General features: G+C 59.3%; 11 protein-coding genes, 1 rRNA gene and 1 pseudogene. 8 read left to right on the top strand and 5 right to left on the bottom strand.

Features of this window, described 5'->3' with window-relative positions; genetic code table 11:
* Positions 1-66: 66 nt before the first annotated feature.
* The gene (locus VFO93_RS13135; protein WP_325134832.1) at positions 67-1,332 is read right to left on the bottom strand and encodes an asparagine synthetase B; all 1,266 of its coding nucleotides are present in this window, start codon (positions 1,330-1,332) and stop codon (positions 67-69) included.
* A gap of 237 nt (positions 1,333-1,569) precedes the next feature.
* Between VFO93_RS13135 and VFO93_RS13130 the strand changes: the two genes are divergently transcribed.
* Positions 1,570-2,817 (top strand): ABC transporter permease, encoded by a 1,248-nt coding sequence (locus VFO93_RS13130; protein ID WP_325134831.1) that lies wholly within the window; start codon positions 1,570-1,572, stop codon positions 2,815-2,817.
* A 212-nt stretch (positions 2,818-3,029) separates the two neighbouring features.
* Positions 3,030-3,734: a hypothetical protein gene (locus VFO93_RS13125; protein WP_325134830.1), complete on the top strand. Its 705-nt coding sequence runs from the start codon at positions 3,030-3,032 to the stop codon at positions 3,732-3,734.
* A 171-nt stretch (positions 3,735-3,905) separates the two neighbouring features.
* Here the strand turns inward: VFO93_RS13125 and mtaB are convergent, their stop codons facing one another.
* Both mtaB and VFO93_RS13115 read right to left on the bottom strand, forming a co-directional pair.
* Entirely contained in the window at positions 3,906-5,255 is a 1,350-nt protein-coding gene (gene mtaB, locus VFO93_RS13120; RefSeq protein ID WP_325134829.1) for a tRNA (N(6)-L-threonylcarbamoyladenosine(37)-C(2))-methylthiotransferase MtaB, read from the bottom strand.
* A gap of 44 nt (positions 5,256-5,299) precedes the next feature.
* The gene (locus VFO93_RS13115) at positions 5,300-6,514 is read right to left on the bottom strand and encodes a glycosyltransferase family 9 protein (protein ID WP_325134828.1); all 1,215 of its coding nucleotides are present in this window, start codon (positions 6,512-6,514) and stop codon (positions 5,300-5,302) included.
* A gap of 251 nt (positions 6,515-6,765) precedes the next feature.
* Between VFO93_RS13115 and VFO93_RS13110 the strand changes: the two genes are divergently transcribed.
* Entirely contained in the window at positions 6,766-8,955 is a 2,190-nt protein-coding gene (locus VFO93_RS13110) for a glutamine synthetase III (RefSeq protein ID WP_325134827.1), read from the top strand.
* 220 nt (positions 8,956-9,175) lie between these two features.
* Here VFO93_RS13110 and VFO93_RS13105 read toward each other — a convergent pair whose 3' ends face one another.
* Positions 9,176-10,549 carry a phage integrase SAM-like domain-containing protein gene (locus tag VFO93_RS13105; RefSeq protein ID WP_325134826.1) on the bottom strand — a complete coding sequence of 458 codons (1,374 nt, stop codon included), beginning with the start codon at positions 10,547-10,549 and terminating at the stop codon, positions 9,176-9,178.
* Positions 10,550-10,659: 110 nt separating this feature from the next.
* On the bottom strand, positions 10,660-11,160 hold the full coding sequence (locus VFO93_RS13100; protein WP_325134833.1) for a DNA adenine methylase: 501 nt from the start codon (positions 11,158-11,160) through the stop codon (positions 10,660-10,662).
* A 53-nt stretch (positions 11,161-11,213) separates the two neighbouring features.
* Here VFO93_RS13100 and VFO93_RS13095 point away from each other — a divergent pair, with 53 nt between their 5' ends.
* The 5 genes and pseudogenes from VFO93_RS13095 to VFO93_RS13080 all read left to right on the top strand — a co-directional run.
* Entirely contained in the window at positions 11,214-11,537 is a 324-nt protein-coding gene (locus VFO93_RS13095; protein ID WP_325134825.1) for a transposase, read from the top strand.
* Positions 11,518-12,417 (top strand): IS3 family transposase, encoded by a 900-nt coding sequence (locus VFO93_RS13090; protein ID WP_325134824.1) that lies wholly within the window; start codon positions 11,518-11,520, stop codon positions 12,415-12,417. The genes VFO93_RS13095 and VFO93_RS13090 overlap by 20 nt, the downstream gene beginning before the upstream one ends.
* Before the next feature lie 28 nt (positions 12,418-12,445).
* Positions 12,446-12,661: pseudogene (locus VFO93_RS22375) on the top strand (transposase); the annotation flags it as partial.
* A 64-nt stretch (positions 12,662-12,725) separates the two neighbouring features.
* A complete protein-coding gene (locus VFO93_RS13085) occupies positions 12,726-13,574 on the top strand; it encodes an IS3 family transposase (RefSeq protein ID WP_325134823.1) in 849 nt (282 codons plus the stop codon).
* Positions 13,575-14,551: 977 nt separating this feature from the next.
* Positions 14,552-14,886 (top strand): 16S ribosomal RNA (locus VFO93_RS13080); the annotation flags it as partial.

Genomic DNA, 14,886 nt, shown 5'->3' with positions numbered 1-14,886 from the left:
ATCGTACCCTAACGCCAGACGCAAAATATTGCGTCTCTACATCCATGCACTGGCCGCTAAGTTGCTCTACGTCTTCAGCTTCTTTTTCTTCGCGGCCGGAAATAGCACATTATTCAGTATCAGCCGATACCCCGGCGAATTGGGGTGCAGCGACAAATCGGTGGGCTCTTCGCCCACCATGTGCTGGTAGTCTTCGGGGTCGTGGCCGCCGTAGAAAGTCCAGGTGCCTTTGCCCAGCGAGCCGTGCATGTAGCGCACCTCGCCGGTTTGCTTGGTTTCGCCCATTACTACCACATCGGGCTTAATGAGCGATTTGCGGAAGGCCGTGGTCTGGCCCATGAAGCCGTGGATGGTTTTCTCGTGGTCCTGGGTCAGCATGGTCGGCACCGGGTCGTACTTGGCCGAAAAGGTAAAGAGCTGAAAATAATCGTTTTGCTCGTACAGCCCGCGCTCGTGCTGCTGCATGTCAATGTTGGAGTACTCGTACTGCAACGGGTTCATGTAGAGCTGAAAATTCTGGAACGCCAGCGTGCGGTTGAAGTTGAGCTTGCTCTGCGCGGCCGGGTCGGCGGGGTCGCCATCGTACATGCTTTCTACCATGTCCACGCCCAGGCCGGCCAGCGCAATGTCGTAAGAATCAGTGGCCGAGCACATGGCGAACATAAACCCGCCGCCCGCGATAAACTCCTGCATCTTCACGGCCTCGGCGGCCTTCATCTGGCTCACTTTGGCAAAGCCGTTGCGCTTGGCGGCGGCTTCGGCCTCGCGCACCTGCTGCTGGTACCAGGGCGCGGTGCGGTATACGGCGTAAAACTTGCCGTACTCGCCCGTAAAATCTTCGTGGTGCAGGTGTAGCCAGTCGTACTTGGGCAGCACGCCGCTCAGCACCTCGTCGTCGTAAATCTTGTCGTAGGGAATCTCGGCGTAGGTCAGCACCATCGTCACGGCATCGTCCCAGGGCTGCTTGCCTTTGGGCGTGTACACGGCTATTTTGGGCACCTTCTCCAGCTTCATTACGTCCATATTGGCGTTGGGGTCAGCTATTTCCGACAAGATGCCCGTGTACTGCGCCTCCGAAATGGTCTGGAACGTGATGCCGCGCACCGCCAGCTCGCTTTCCACGCTCGGCTGCGCCTCCATCGCAAACGAGCCGCCTTTATAATTAAGCAGCCAATCGACCTCTACCTGCTTGCTCAACGCCCAGTAGCACAGCCCGTAAGCCTTGAGGTGCTCCTTCTGGGTATTGTCCATCGGGATGAAAATATGGTTGGCCAGGGCCGGCAGGGTAGGGGCCAGCAGCCCCAGCAGCAGGGCAAGACGCTTTAGAAACATACTTTTGAGGGCAGAAGACCAGCCAGGCAAACGAGCCCGCCGCTCCCGTAGTTCAAGGTAAGAAATGGTGCGGTAAGCTTTAGCTTGCCGTTGAAAAATGTAGGGTAAGCTTTAGCTTGCCAGCACTAGCAATTTACATGAAGCAATTATCCGGCCCAGCGCCACCTAACCTAACGAATGGCAAGCTAAAGCTTACCCTACATTTTTCAACGGCAAGCTAAAGCTTACCGCACACTCATGAGTTTCCTCGAAAACATCCGCGAAGCCCTGCGCTCTATCAAGGGCAATTTGCTGCGCACCATCCTCACGGCCCTCATCGTCAGCATCGGGCTGATGGCGCTCGTGGGCATCCTCACGGCCATCGACGCCATGCGCCACTCGCTCGGCGATACCTTCGCCAGCCTCGGGGCCAACTCCTTCGAAATGAGAGCCAAAGGCTACAACAATCGCTCGCGCCGCGGCGGCGTGGCCGACAAGCAGTACCCCGGCATCAGCTACCTGCAAGCCAGCCTCTACAAAAAAGAGCTGACCCAGCGCGAGCCCGCCGCCATCGTGGGCGTGTCGGCCAGCATTAGCGGGGCCACCGAGGCCAAAGCCAACGGTCAGAAAACCAACCCCAACATGCAGGTAGTGGCCGGCGACGAAAACTACCTGCGCATCCAGAGCTACGCCCTCACCCAGGGCCGCACCTTCTCGCCCGCCGAGCTGCAAAACGGGGCCAACGTGGTCGTCATCGGCGAAGAAATCAAGGACAAGCTCTACCCCAACCAAAACCCCGTGGGCAAGTACCTCTACGCGCTGGGCCGCCGCTTTCAGGTAGTGGGCATGTTTGAGAAAAGCGGCAGCAATATGGGGGGTAGCGGAGCCGACCGCCTGCTGCTCGTGCCCCTCGAAACCGGCAACCAGCTTCCGCGCCAGGGTGCTCTCACCTACGACGTAAAAACCGCCACCACCAACGCCCAGGGCCTACACTACCTGCAAGACCAAGCCACCGGCGTGATGCGCGCCGTGCGCCACGACCGCCTAGGCCAGGAAGACTCCTTCGAAGTCGAAAGCTCCGACTCAGCCTCCCAAACCCTTGACGAGCTGGCCGGCAAAATGCAGGCCGGTGGCGGCCTGGTCGCCTTCATTACGCTACTCGGGGCCAGCATCGCGCTCATGAATATCATGCTGGTATCGGTAACTGAGCGCACCCGTGAAATCGGGATTCGCAAGGCGCTTGGTGCTACCTCGCGCCAGGTGCGGCAGCAATTTCTGCTCGAGGCCATCGTCATTTGCGTGCTTGGCGGCTCGCTGGGCATCGTGCTCGGCATTGCCATGGGCAATGGCGTGGCGCTGCTCGTGGGTAGCTCTTCCTTCCTGGTACCGTGGCTGTGGGTAGGGGTAGGGCTGGCCATCTGCGTCACGGTGGGGCTCATTGCGGGCTCGTACCCGGCGGGTAAGGCGGCGGCGCTCGACCCGATTGAGAGCCTGCGCTACGAATAAGACCGCAGATTCAAACGGATTTTTAAGATTTAACGGATACGCCCGCTGCGCGGGCTGGCTTTTTTTTAGGTTGAAATTTAGTTTCGAAAAGGTCCGCCGATTGGTGGGCCTTTTTTGTTGGGTGGGTACTACTTTTGGGAATAAAGGATGTTGGCTATCTGCGCCGAAATAAAATACGTGCTATACATTTGTGTAAATTATACATTTGCACAATGTCAGCATCATCCTCCGTCGGCCAGCGGTTCTCCCAGCTTATTCAGGCGCTAGGAATGAGCAAAAACGCCTTTGCCGTCTCCCTCGATAAGACGGCTACTGTTATTCAACATTTGGTAGATGAGCGAAATAAGCCGGGTTTTGACCTTATGAATAAGGTCGTTGATGTGTACCCAAATGTATCCATCGAGTGGCTGCTGCGGGGAAAGGGGCCGATGATGCTGGCCAGCTTTCCCGGTGCTGGTGCGCCGGCCGCTGCCGAAACCCCGGCCCCCGCGACGCCAGTTGCGCCGCCGGTCCCCAAGGCTGCGCCTGTTGCACCTAGCTTTCCCGCGCCGCTTTTCGCCGTGTCGGCAGCCGGGCCGCCTGCCCCCGAGGTGCCACCCGTCGCGGCGCAGTACGCGCCGCCAGTGGTGCCAGAGACCATTGTTCATCCGGCTCCTGTAGTGCCAGCGCCAAGCGCGTCGCAAGCGCTCGCATCCCAGCCCGCGCTGCCAGTTGCCTCAGCGCCGGCATTGAGTGCTCCTGCCGCCGTCGCGCTCGATGCAGCCACCCTCACGGCCGCGCTGCACGCCCAGCACCTCCAGCACCAGCTAGCCCTGGCCGAGCAGCGCAACCAGCACCTGCTGGAGCAGCAAAAACTGATACTGGAGCGCCAGGCGCTGATGCAACAAATGCTGGACCTCATGCGCCGGCCCGTCTGAACCACGGATTAGAGCGGATTTTTCAGAAGACGCGGATTTTGTGGCTGGCTTATTCTGTATACCTGGTATTCAATTAGATACGTAGCCGACATAAGAAAGGCAGCCTTTGGGGCTGCCTTTCTTATGTCTACGAAATCCGCGTAATTCGAAAAATCCGCTTTACTCCGTGGTTCATACCAGAAGGCCTATTTCCTCGGCCTCCATCAGCCCCTGCGCGCTTACTTGCGTGAGGCGCAACGGGCGCACCTCGCCCACCAGCAGCGGGTCATACTTGGCCGCCACCCGGATGTAGTTGGGCGTGTAGCCTTCTACTCGCCCGTCGGTCACGTCGTCCTCGAACAGCACGTTGGTTTCGAAGCCCGCGTGCTGCTCATAGAAAAAGCGCTTTTTCTTTTCCGACAAGCTGCGCAGCTGCGTGGTGCGCTCGCCACGCACGCGCTCGGGCACGCGGCCTTTCAGGCTCGGGGCCAGCGTATTGGCGCGCTCCGAGTACGGAAACACGTGCAGGTAGCTGACGGGTAGCTCGTTGAGGAAATGGTAGGTTTCCAGAAAATCGGCCTCCGTTTCGCCGGGAAAACCCACGATGACATCGACCCCGATGCCCGCGTGCGGCATTAATTCCTTGATGCGGGCCACGCGGTCGGCGTAGAGGGCGCGGCGGTAGCGGCGGCGCATGAGGCCCAGAATTTTATCTGACCCGCTTTGCAGCGGCAGGTGAAAGTGCGGCATAAAGCGCCGCGAAGCCGCCACGGTCTGGATAATTTCGTCGGTGAGCAAATTTGGCTCGCACGAGCTGATGCGAAAGCGCTGGATGCCTTCTATGTTATCCAGCGCCTTTACCAATTGAGTAAAGTCCTCCTTGCGCTGGCGCTCCGGTCCTTGCAAGCCGAAGTCGCCCAGGTTTACGCCCGTCAGCACGATTTCCTTCACGCCCTGCGCTGCCAGCTTCTCCACCCGCTCCACTACCGAGGCCACGCTGCCCGAGCGGCTTGCGCCCCGCGCCAGCGGAATGGTGCAAAACGAGCACGAGTAGTCGCAGCCATCCTGCACCTTCAAAAAGGTGCGCGTGCGCTCGCCCAGCGACTGCGCCGGGTGAAACTCGGTTGCCTCCGAAATGGGCGAGGCAAACACCCGGCCCGGCGCGCTTGCCGCGCCCGCCTCGGCGGGGGCTGGCAGCTCCAACTCAGATAGAATCTCGGCCAGCCGAAACTTTTCAGCTGCGCCCAGCACCGCGCCCACACCCGGAATAGTGGCGATTTCCTGAGGCTTAAGCTGGGCGTAGCAGCCCACGATGGCCACGAACGCCCGGGGGTTGTATTTCAATGCCTGCTGCACCACCTTGCGGCACTTGCGGTCGGCGTGGTCGGTGACCGAGCAGGTATTTACGACGTACACATCAGCGCCCTGCTCAAACTCGACGCGGCGCACGCCGCGCTCCTCAAACTGCCGGCCCAGGGCCGACGTTTCGGAGAAATTGAGCTTGCAGCCCAGCGTATAAAAAGCAACGGATTGGGGAGTCATAAGCCTACAAAGTTACGACCTGTAAAACGGAGTGTCACTCCGTTTTACAAACTGGCCAGCAACTCTGCCGCTGCTGCCAGCACCCGCACCGGCGTGATGCTGGCAATGTCCGGGTCGCGGCCGGGCGGCGCAAAGTTGCCCTGCGCGAAGCGCGCCTCCATACCGGGCGGAAACAGGCAGCGGCACGGGGCGCTGTGCAAATCGGGCGGGTAGGGGAAGAACTTGCCGTAATTTTCACCCATCAGCACTACCAGGCAGGGCGTGCCGAGCTGCACGGCCAGGTGCGCGGCCACTGTGTCATTACTTATTAATAAGCTGGCCTGGCTGAGTAGTGCCGCTAGCTCCACGAGGTTGGTTTGGCCGCAGAGATTCTCAAGCGGCACGGCCGCGCCGGCTACTTTTCGAATGTCCTGAGCGTGCTCGGCGTCGGCCGCGCTGCCGGCCAGCACTAGCCGATACTGGCCGCCGTAGCGCTGATGCAGCGCCTGCGCTAGCCGGGCAAAGTGGCCGGTAGGCCAGCGCTTTTGCCGCGCACTGGCCCCCGGAAACAGCACGATGGCCGCCCGCCCATCCGCAGCCCGAAACCGGGCCGCGTCGGCTTCCTGCACTGGGATGTGTAGCGGCGGCCGCGCCCCGGCCGCGTCCGCCGCGTGGCCAATCGCGGCGAGCCAGTTTCTATAGAACTCGCCATTGCGGTCGTATTCAAACAGCACTTCCTGAGAAGTCGGAAGTAGCTGCGTATAGCCTTCCCGGTCAATCAATTGAAACCAGGCGTCGGTGCGGTGTTCGCCCTGGCCACCCACCCGCCCGGGCGCGGCCAGGTAGCGAAAGAAGTTTTCCACCGCCGGCTCGCGCACGTGCAGCGGATAAATAAGTCCGCCGTAGCCCGCTGCCCCAATATCGCGCAGTACCTCGGTGCGGTAGACGGTATCGATTTGAAAGCGAGCGAACTCTACTACTAACAGCTCATCAAAACAATCGGCGTCCCAGGCGCGGGCCAGTGGAGCCCACAGCGCGTTGGCCGCCAGCGTAAGGTGCTGGCCCCGGCCGCGCACCTCGGCCGCCAGCAGGCGCAGCCACGGCCGGAACAGCAGGTAGTCGCCTATCGAGTCGTTGCGCAGCAGCAGTACCCGGCTGGGGTCGGCAGGGGCTTGGTGGCTTAGCGCTACTTGGTCTATTTGGTCAACTCGCTCGAAGCGGCGTTGCTGCCGCCGCCGCTGGCGAAATTGGCGAAAGCGAGTGAAAAGAGCTGCGAGCATGAGGCAAAAATACTGGAGCCGGCCGGGAGCGAGTTTATAGGAAGTGCAAATGAACTGGCTGAGTCGGCCGCGTCCGCATTCTCGATTCGCTTCCAGTTTCTTCAGCATTCGTTTGGCTGACGCTCATAGGGATTAAGCTTGTGTTAAGCGATTTTAAGCTGATGAGGGTAATTTTTTAAGGGTGTACCCCCTGAAATAAGCGCTTCAGTCGTACTTTTGCCCCCGAAAACTGACCCCCTTTACTTATTTTCATGGCTATTCTTCGTTTCAAAGCCCTTGAGTTGGTCGACCAGCGCCAGGCGCTGACCGTAACGCCCGACAAACACCGCCGGTCCGATTCGTTCGGCCAGAACGTGTTCAATCTGGAGGCAATGCGGGCCAACATGCCCGGCGAATATTTCAAGAAGCTGCAAGCCGCCATCAAGCACGGCACGCCCGTCGAGCGCAATGTTGCCGATGCCGTAGCTTCGGCCATGAAAACCTGGGCTATGGCCAAAGGCGCCACCCACTACACCCACTGGTTTCAGCCCCTCACCGGCGCCACGGCCGAAAAGCACGACTCGTTTTTCGACCTCAATTCCGACGGCCGGCCGATTGAGAACTTCAAGGGCTCGGCCCTGGTGCAGCAGGAGCCCGACGCCTCCAGCTTCCCCAACGGCGGCCTGCGCAACACCTTCGAGGCCCGCGGCTACACTGCCTGGGACCCCACTTCGCCCGCCTTCATCATCGAAACGGTAGGGGCCAAAACGTTGTGCATTCCCACGATTTTCGTGGCTTACACCGGCGAGGCGCTCGACTACAAAGCCCCGCTGCTCCGGTCGCTGGCCGTGCTGGAGAAGGCCGCCGTCGACGTGTGCCAGTACTTCGACAAAGACGTACAGCGCGTGAACACCACGCTCGGCATCGAGCAAGAGTACTTCCTGGTTGACAAGGCCTTGCACGATGCTCGCCCCGACCTCGTGCTCACCGGCCGCACCCTTTTCGGCCACGCCCCGGCCAAGGGCCAGCAGCTCGAAGACCACTACTTCGGCTCGATTCCGCCCCGCGTGCATGCCTTCATGCTGGAGTTTGAGGAAGAGTCGAACGCGCTTGGCATTCCGCTGCGCACCCGCCACAACGAGGTAGCGCCTAACCAGTACGAGTGTGCCCCCACCTTCGAGGATGCTAACCTGGCCATCGACCACAACCAGCTGCTGATGGATGTGATGGACCGCGTGGCCCTCAAGCACAACTTCAAGGTGCTGCTGCACGAGAAGCCTTATGCCGGTGTCAACGGCTCGGGCAAGCACAACAACTGGGCAATGAGCACCGACACCGGCGTGAACCTGCTCGCCCCCGGCAAAAAGCCCAAGGAAAACCTCCAGTTCCTGGCCTTCTTCATCACTACCGTGAAGGCCGTGCACAGCCACGCCGATTTGCTGCGCGCCAGCATCGCCTCGGCTAGCAACGACCACCGCCTCGGGGCCAACGAAGCGCCGCCGGCCATCATGTCGGTGTTCCTGGGCTCGATGCTCGACGGCGTGCTCGACGAGTTGGAGCGCACCGCCAAGCTGCCACTCGACAAAGGCGACAACATCTACCTCAAGCTGGGCATCGACAAGATTCCGGCCATCCTGCTCGACAACACCGACCGCAACCGCACCTCGCCCTTCGCCTTCACCGGCAACAAGTTCGAGCTGCGCGCCGTGGGCTCGTCGGCCAACTGCTCGTCGGCCATGACCGTGCTCAACGCCATCGTGGCCGACCAACTCATCGACTTCAAAACCCAGGTGGATGCCCTCATCGACCAAGGTAAAAAGAAAGAAGTAGCCATCGTAGATGTGCTGCGCGAGTACGTTATCAGCTCGAAAAACATCCGCTTCGAAGGCAACGGCTACTCGGACGAGTGGCGCGACGAAGCCGCCCGCCGCGGCCTCTCCAACGTGCCTACCACGCCCCAGGCCCTCGACGCCTTCGTAACAAAAGAGTCAGCCGAGCTGTTTACCCGCCTCGGCATCCTGTCGGGCACCGAACTACACGCCCGCCACGAAATCATGCTGGAAGACTACACCAAGAAAATCCAGATTGAAAGCCGTATCCTGGGCGATTTGGCCGTAAACCACATCATTCCGACGGCCATTGCGTACCAAACCAAGCTGATTCAAAACGTGCGCGGCCTGCGCGAGCTGGGCCTGGACGACGAAAACAGCCAGGTTACCGTAGATATGATTAAAGCCATCTCGGGCTACGTATCGACCATCAAGAGCACCGTTGATGCCATGATTGAAGCTCGCAAAGTGGCCAATAAAATGGACGATGGCCGTGAGCGTGCCGTGGCGTATTGCGACACGGTAAAAGAGAAATTTGCGGCGATTCGCCGCGCCGCCGACAAGCTCGAACTGCTTGTGGCGGATGAGGACTGGCCCTTGGTGAAGTACCGCGAATTGTTATTCCGGCACTAACTTTGGGTTGGAGCCACGGACCAGCGCTGGGTGGGAATTCTCGCTGCGTCCGGGTTTGGAAAGGGTCGTGCCGGGTGGCGCGACCTTTTTTTTTGCCCCGCAGGGTCTGACTGGCTTTGCCGGGCCGCCAGGGCACTTTTTCAGAACGCCCTCCAGCCACATCCAGCCCAAGCCAGTTAGATTCAGGGGCAGTCTGCCACAGAATCTGCCACAGAAAATGCTAAGAAGCCTGGCTGCGGGGTGGGGGCAGGCGCCGGGCCGTTTGCCGGTGCGAGGCGAGTAATTCTTCCTCGTTGATGCCGAGGTACTCGTTAAACTGCGCCTCCGTCTGGTGGCCGGTGGCCAGCATCACCAACGATTTCGGCACGCCCTGATAAACTTTAAGCGTGGCGTAGGTTTTGCGCCCGGTGTGCATGCCGAGCTTGAGGCGGGTGATGCGGGCGAGCGCCGCCACGTGGGGCAAATAGCGCCAGGGGTCGCGCACGAAGGGCAGGCAGGTCGGGCCCTCACCCAGGGCGCGGTAGTGCTCGAGCAAAGCCACCGGCCGGAACACGTCGTCGTCGAGGTAGGGGACGAGAGCCGTGATGTTGGTTTTGTTGAGTAATTTTTTTATTAACTCCTGCTCGGGAAAAACGTGTTGCCAGCCCAGCTCCTGGGCGTCGGCGTGGCGCAGGCTCGTGTAGGCGCAGAGCAGGAACACGTCGCGCGTCCAGGCCGTGCGCTGGGCGTGGGCGGCCGAGGTGAGGGCGTTGCGGCCGCCGCTGCCGGCAGCCTTGGGCTCTGGCTCGGGGAAGGCCGTGGCCAGGTAGGCCTGCACGGTGGGCAGGGTGAAGTCGAGGGCGGCGATGCGCAGCAGCTCGGCCTGGGTGAGGGCCTCCACGCCCACGTAGCTCGAAGCCAGGCGCAAAACCTTGGTGATGCGCGCCGGCACGGGCAGGCCCTGGCCTTCGGCCCAGAACAGAAACGAGCGCAGGCGCTTGATGTAGGTGTTGAACGTGCGCGGGCTGCGGCCCCGGGTGCCGAGCATGTAGTCGCGCAGGCCGTCGTAGAATTCCTGGTTCAGCCCCTCGAAGGTGACGGTCAGCTTCGCGGCCTGGCCAAAGTCCTGAATTTCGGTGCGCACGGCCTCATGCGTCCAGATGGTGTCGCGGCTGAGCTTGCGGCCCGTGCGCACGGAAATCTTCTGCTTTTCCTTCTCAATCCAGCGGGCGAAGTGGTCGAAGAAGGTAAGCGGGGCCGCCGCGGGCGCGGGCGGCAGCTCGGCGCGGCCGGCGCGCTCGGCCACGAGCTCGGCGTAGCGGCGCTCGACCTCGGCGCGCATGGCGGCCGGGGCCAGCACCTGGCCGGTTTCCGTGGCCGCCCGCTCGGCGGCGGCGGCTACGCTAGAGTAGTCGTCGAGTACCTGGTTGACGGTGCTGGCGTAGGAGTCGGCTTTGTCCTTGACGTGCTGGCGGCGCTCATCCCAGTGCTTGGGCAGGCAGCGCTGGCCCGAGCCCAGCCGCAGGCAGTGGCCAGCCCAGCAGAGCGTGAGCTGGATGGGGGCCAGGCCGTGCTTGTTGAGGGCGTCGAGGCGCAGCTGGCGGGTTACTTCCATAGTGCCGGCAAGGTAGGGCAGAGGGTAGGAAATCTGTCAAACTACATCATGACAAAAAATGCCCCCGCCAATATTGACAGGGGCATCTCTTAGCCTTTGCTCGGTGAGGCCTACGCGAATATTGAAAGTTGCTCTACTTTACTCTCGGGCTTCTGGGCGCTGTGATTATGCAGTACAAAATCAGCATCAAAGTTGTACACTAAAGCTTCCACTACAGACTGGCGATTTTCGGCTTTGCCACCTGAATGATAGAAGTGGTCTTTAGTAGCGACGTTGCAGTTGCCCCAATGTTTCTCAATCATCTCGTTTTGGCGGTGGGCATTGTGGTGCCACGTAGATAAAATGAACTTAGCTGGGGTAGCGGCCAACAGCTTATAGAGGAGCTCTTCATCGGCTTCGGTCCAACCGTTATAATAATCCACGTATCGGCCATAGTAGGGCGGGTCGCAGTAGATTATGTCGTCCTTCGTAGCTAAAGGAACAATCTCCGCAAACGACTTATTATGAAATGTCCAGTCTTTCTTAATAGCTAGGCCTACCTTGCCCACTTGATTAGTAATCTTCGTGACGTAGGCTTGGGCGAAGCGGTCGGGCTTTTTGCAGAAGGGAATATTGAGGTGGTCGGGTAAATCTGGACAGCATAGGGTCTTATCTTTCCTTCGTCATGAAAGACAGCCCTGCACCCATCAAACGTCGGCGCTACGATGCCGCCTTCCGAGCCGAGGCCCTGCGCCTAGCCGCTGAGAGTCGCTCGCCCCAGGCTGCGGCCCGGGCGCTCAATATCGACCCCAAACGAATTTATAAGTGGCAAAAAGAGGCGCTTACTCCCGTGGCGGCAGCACGTGGGGCAGAGTTGGACCCCGCCACAGCTGCCGAGTTACGCCAGTTGCGGGCTGCTAACCGGCGGCAGGCGCAGGAGTTGGAAATTTTAAAAAAGCCATTGCTATCTTCTCGCAGACACCGGACCAATGAGCCGTTATCGCTTTAGCGAAGCGCAGCGGGACCATTACCCCGTGCGCCTGCTCTGCCAGTTGATGCAGGTGCCGGCCAGCGGCTATTATGCTTGGCAACAGGGTCAGCAGCAAGTAATAAATCAGTCGGAACCAGCTTGGGAAACGGCCTTGGTCAAGGTGTTTGGCGTACATAAACGCTGCTATGGTACACGTCGGCTGCACGTTGAACTACGCCGCAAGGGCTATCGCGTTGGGCGACAGCTGCTACGCACCGCCATGCGTCGTCGGGGTCTGCACGCGCTCCAGCCCAAAGCGTTTACGCCTCGCACGACCGATTCCACTCACGGGCTGCGTTGCGCCCCCAACCGCCTGCTTAATCAGCTCAAGCCTACGCGGGCTAATCGGGTATGGGTCAGTGATATCACGTATTTGCCCTTGGCCAACGGCGACTGGGCCTACCTCTGCGCGTACCAAGATATGGCTAGCAAGCAAGTAGTGGGCTGGCACGTCATGGCTACGATGCCCGAAGAGCTGATTACCACCGCCTTGCAGCGTGCCTTTTGGGTTCAGCCGCCCACGCCGGACCTGCTCGTCCACTCCGACCGGGGCGGCCAGTACTGCGGCAACGTGTACCGCAAACTACTCCATGACCACCACGCGGTGCGCTCGCAGAGTCGCCGCGGCGACTGCTACGATAATGCGCAGGCCGAAAGCCTCTGGTCACGCCTCAAAACGGAAGTGCTCGAAGGCCGCGAGCAACCTGTTTTTGCCGACTTGGCCGATGCCCAAGCCAGCTTCACCAGCTATTTTAATTATTACAACCACGAGCGCCTGCACTCTAGTATCGACTATCAGACCCCGTATCACGCTCATCAACAGCTTCTTCAACTTAATGCTCTAAACTGTCCAGCGTAACTGGACCACCTCAATCTTAGTCAAGTCCATGAGTCTCAAACGTACCCGTCGTCGCTACACGGCCGAGTTTAAAGCGGAGGTGGCGCTGGCCGCCCTCACCGAGCGCCAGCCCCTGGCCGAGCTAGCCGCCCACTACCAATTGGCGCCAGCCCAGATTAGTCGCTGGAAGCTGCAGCTGCGCCAGCAGGCCGCGCAGGTCTTTGCCGAAGCGCCTGCGCCCGCCGCACCGGCCCCAGACGTGGAGCCGCTCTACGCCGCCATTGGCCGACTCCAGATGGAAAACGCACTGCTAAAAAAACGCTGGGGCCATGTCAGTAGCTCAGCAACGCGCCCTAGTTGCCCAGGCCGACCCGGCCAGTTCGGTGCAGGCCCGCTGCCAAGCCCTGGGCCTGGCACGCAGCAGCTTCTACTACCAGCCCTGCGGCGAAAGTGCCTATAACCTGGAGTTGATGCGCCTGCTGGACGAGGAGTTTACCCAGCATAATTTCAAGGGCGTGCGCGGCCTGCGCGACCACCTGCGCCTAGCTGGCCACCGGGTCAACGAAAAGCGTGTGCGCCGGCTCGTGCGCCTGATGGGGCACGAGCCAGTCTACCCTAAACCACGTTTAAGTGTGCCTGGTCAAGGCGTTACCCCCTATCCGTACCTGCTGCGTGAGCGCTCGGCGACCGCGCCCAACGAGGTCTGGAGCACGGACATCACCTACGTGCCCATGGCCAAGGGCTTCCTCTACCTGGCCGCCGTGCTCGACTGGCACTCGCGCTACGTACTCAGCTGGCAGCTCTCCAACTCGCTTGACGTGGGCTTTTGCCTGCGGGCCCTGGCCGACGCGCTGCGGGTCGCCCCGGCCCCGCACATCTTCAACTCCGACCAGGGCAGCCAGTTTACCAGCCTGGCCTATGAGCAAGCCCTGCTGGACGCGGGCTGCCGCATCAGCCGCGATGGCCGGGGTCGGGCTACCGACAACGCGTTTATCGAGCGCCTCTGGCGTACCGTCAAGTGGGAGTACATCTACCTCAACCCCGCTGACGATGGCCACCACTTACACCACCAATTGCAAGCGTACTTTGCCTACTACAATCACCGTCGACCTCACCAAAGCTTAGGGGGCCAAACACCGGCTCAAGTCTTCGCACAACCATCCTTTATCCAACCATAGATATATTACTTAACAAGCCTCGCTAAACTGTCCAGTTTTTGGGGAGTAGTACAAAGTGCGGCGTGAGTTGGAGGCCAGCTGTGAGCGAAGGACCTATTAGGCGGGGTCCGCCTGCTGAGTTGAAAGGAATATCAGAGATAAGGTTAGCGCCGGTTCCTGCATAAAAGCGTGAGGAAGTATTTTGGGCGCGGCCGACTAATGGCAGGACTGCAGCCAGTAATAGGCCTGCAACGGCCAGGCTACGGGAAAATATGAAGAGCAAGAAAATAAAGGGTGAGGTATGCCAAATAGAGCCTCTACTCGGGCCTTGGGTTGCGCCCCCTCTCTTTTCGCCCACCTAAAAATGATGTGAGATTACGTATGAGCATGATAGGTAGGAAAGGCCTATCTGGTATGCTAAATGTCCCAGTTGGCATGCGCGAGCAGACCCAGCGTAGGCTCATAGACAATTATGCTTTAGATAAAGCGTTTATAATCACAGGCATATTCGGCATATAATTCGCTGCCATAAGTCTTTTATGCTATTGCCCATGGAATGTCTAATCCATGCCGAAGTAAGCATAGCAAATTAAAAAAAGAAGAAAAATTTGGAAAGTCGAAAATTCTTAGTACTTTTGCACTCCCGAATCGGAGGAAGCTACTCACTGACCGCGAAAAGGGGCTGACACAAATACAAAATTTTATTTTAATCGAAAATAAAATTTGCAGATTAAAAAATTCTTCTTACCTTTGCACTCCCAATCGCAAACAGGGCTTGCAAACGGCAAGAAAACGAGCTGCTCAGTTAGCTCACACGGTTACACTAAGTGGGTGTGGCACACGTTCTTTGAATGACGGAAATAGACAAAATAGTAAGTGTCTTGTCAGTTTCGGCTGACGGGAAACAAGCGAAATCGAATTAGACAGCAAACGTCAATAATACGAGCAAGGATAGCACTCGACATCAGCCTAGGTTCGCCTAGGTGTAGGAATATTTTACAATGGAGAGTTTGATCCTGGCTCAGGATGAACGCTAGCGGCAGGCCTAATACATGCAAGTCGAACGGTCAGTAGCAATACTGATAGTGGCGCACGGGTGCGTAACACGTAACTAACCTACCTATAACTGGGGGATAGCCCGCCGAAAGGCGGATTAATACCGCATAAGCTGAGAGGGTGGCATCACCTTTTCAGTAAAGATTTATTGGTTATAGATGGGGTTGCGGGTCATTAGCTAGTTGGTAAGGTAACGGCTTACCAAGGCGACGATGACTAGGGGAGCTGAGAGGCTGGTCCCCCACACGGGCACTGAGATACGGGCCCGACTCCTACG

Source organism: Hymenobacter sp. (assembly GCF_035709525.1).
Lineage (GTDB): Bacteria > Bacteroidota > Bacteroidia > Cytophagales > Hymenobacteraceae > Hymenobacter.
The sequence above is the reverse complement of the archived record's forward strand: the minus strand, read 5'-3'. Positions and strand labels throughout refer to the sequence as shown.

Bases quoted from the DNA above. Each gene is read 5' to 3' on its own strand.
- VFO93_RS13135 (WP_325134832.1), bottom strand. From the start codon at position 1,332: ATGTTTCTAAAGCGTCTTGCCCTGCTGCTGGGGCTGCTGGCCCCTACC.
- VFO93_RS13130 (WP_325134831.1), top strand. From the start codon at position 1,570: ATGAGTTTCCTCGAAAACATCCGCGAAGCCCTGCGCTCTATCAAGGGC.
- VFO93_RS13125 (WP_325134830.1), top strand. From the start codon at position 3,030: ATGTCAGCATCATCCTCCGTCGGCCAGCGGTTCTCCCAGCTTATTCAG.
- mtaB (WP_325134829.1), bottom strand. From the start codon at position 5,255: ATGACTCCCCAATCCGTTGCTTTTTATACGCTGGGCTGCAAGCTCAAT.
- VFO93_RS13115 (WP_325134828.1), bottom strand. From the start codon at position 6,514: ATGCTCGCAGCTCTTTTCACTCGCTTTCGCCAATTTCGCCAGCGGCGG.
- VFO93_RS13110 (WP_325134827.1), top strand. From the start codon at position 6,766: ATGGCTATTCTTCGTTTCAAAGCCCTTGAGTTGGTCGACCAGCGCCAG.
- VFO93_RS13105 (WP_325134826.1), bottom strand. From the start codon at position 10,549: ATGGAAGTAACCCGCCAGCTGCGCCTCGACGCCCTCAACAAGCACGGC.
- VFO93_RS13095 (WP_325134825.1), top strand. From the start codon at position 11,214: ATGAAAGACAGCCCTGCACCCATCAAACGTCGGCGCTACGATGCCGCC.
- VFO93_RS13090 (WP_325134824.1), top strand. From the start codon at position 11,518: ATGAGCCGTTATCGCTTTAGCGAAGCGCAGCGGGACCATTACCCCGTG.
- VFO93_RS13085 (WP_325134823.1), top strand. From the start codon at position 12,726: ATGTCAGTAGCTCAGCAACGCGCCCTAGTTGCCCAGGCCGACCCGGCC.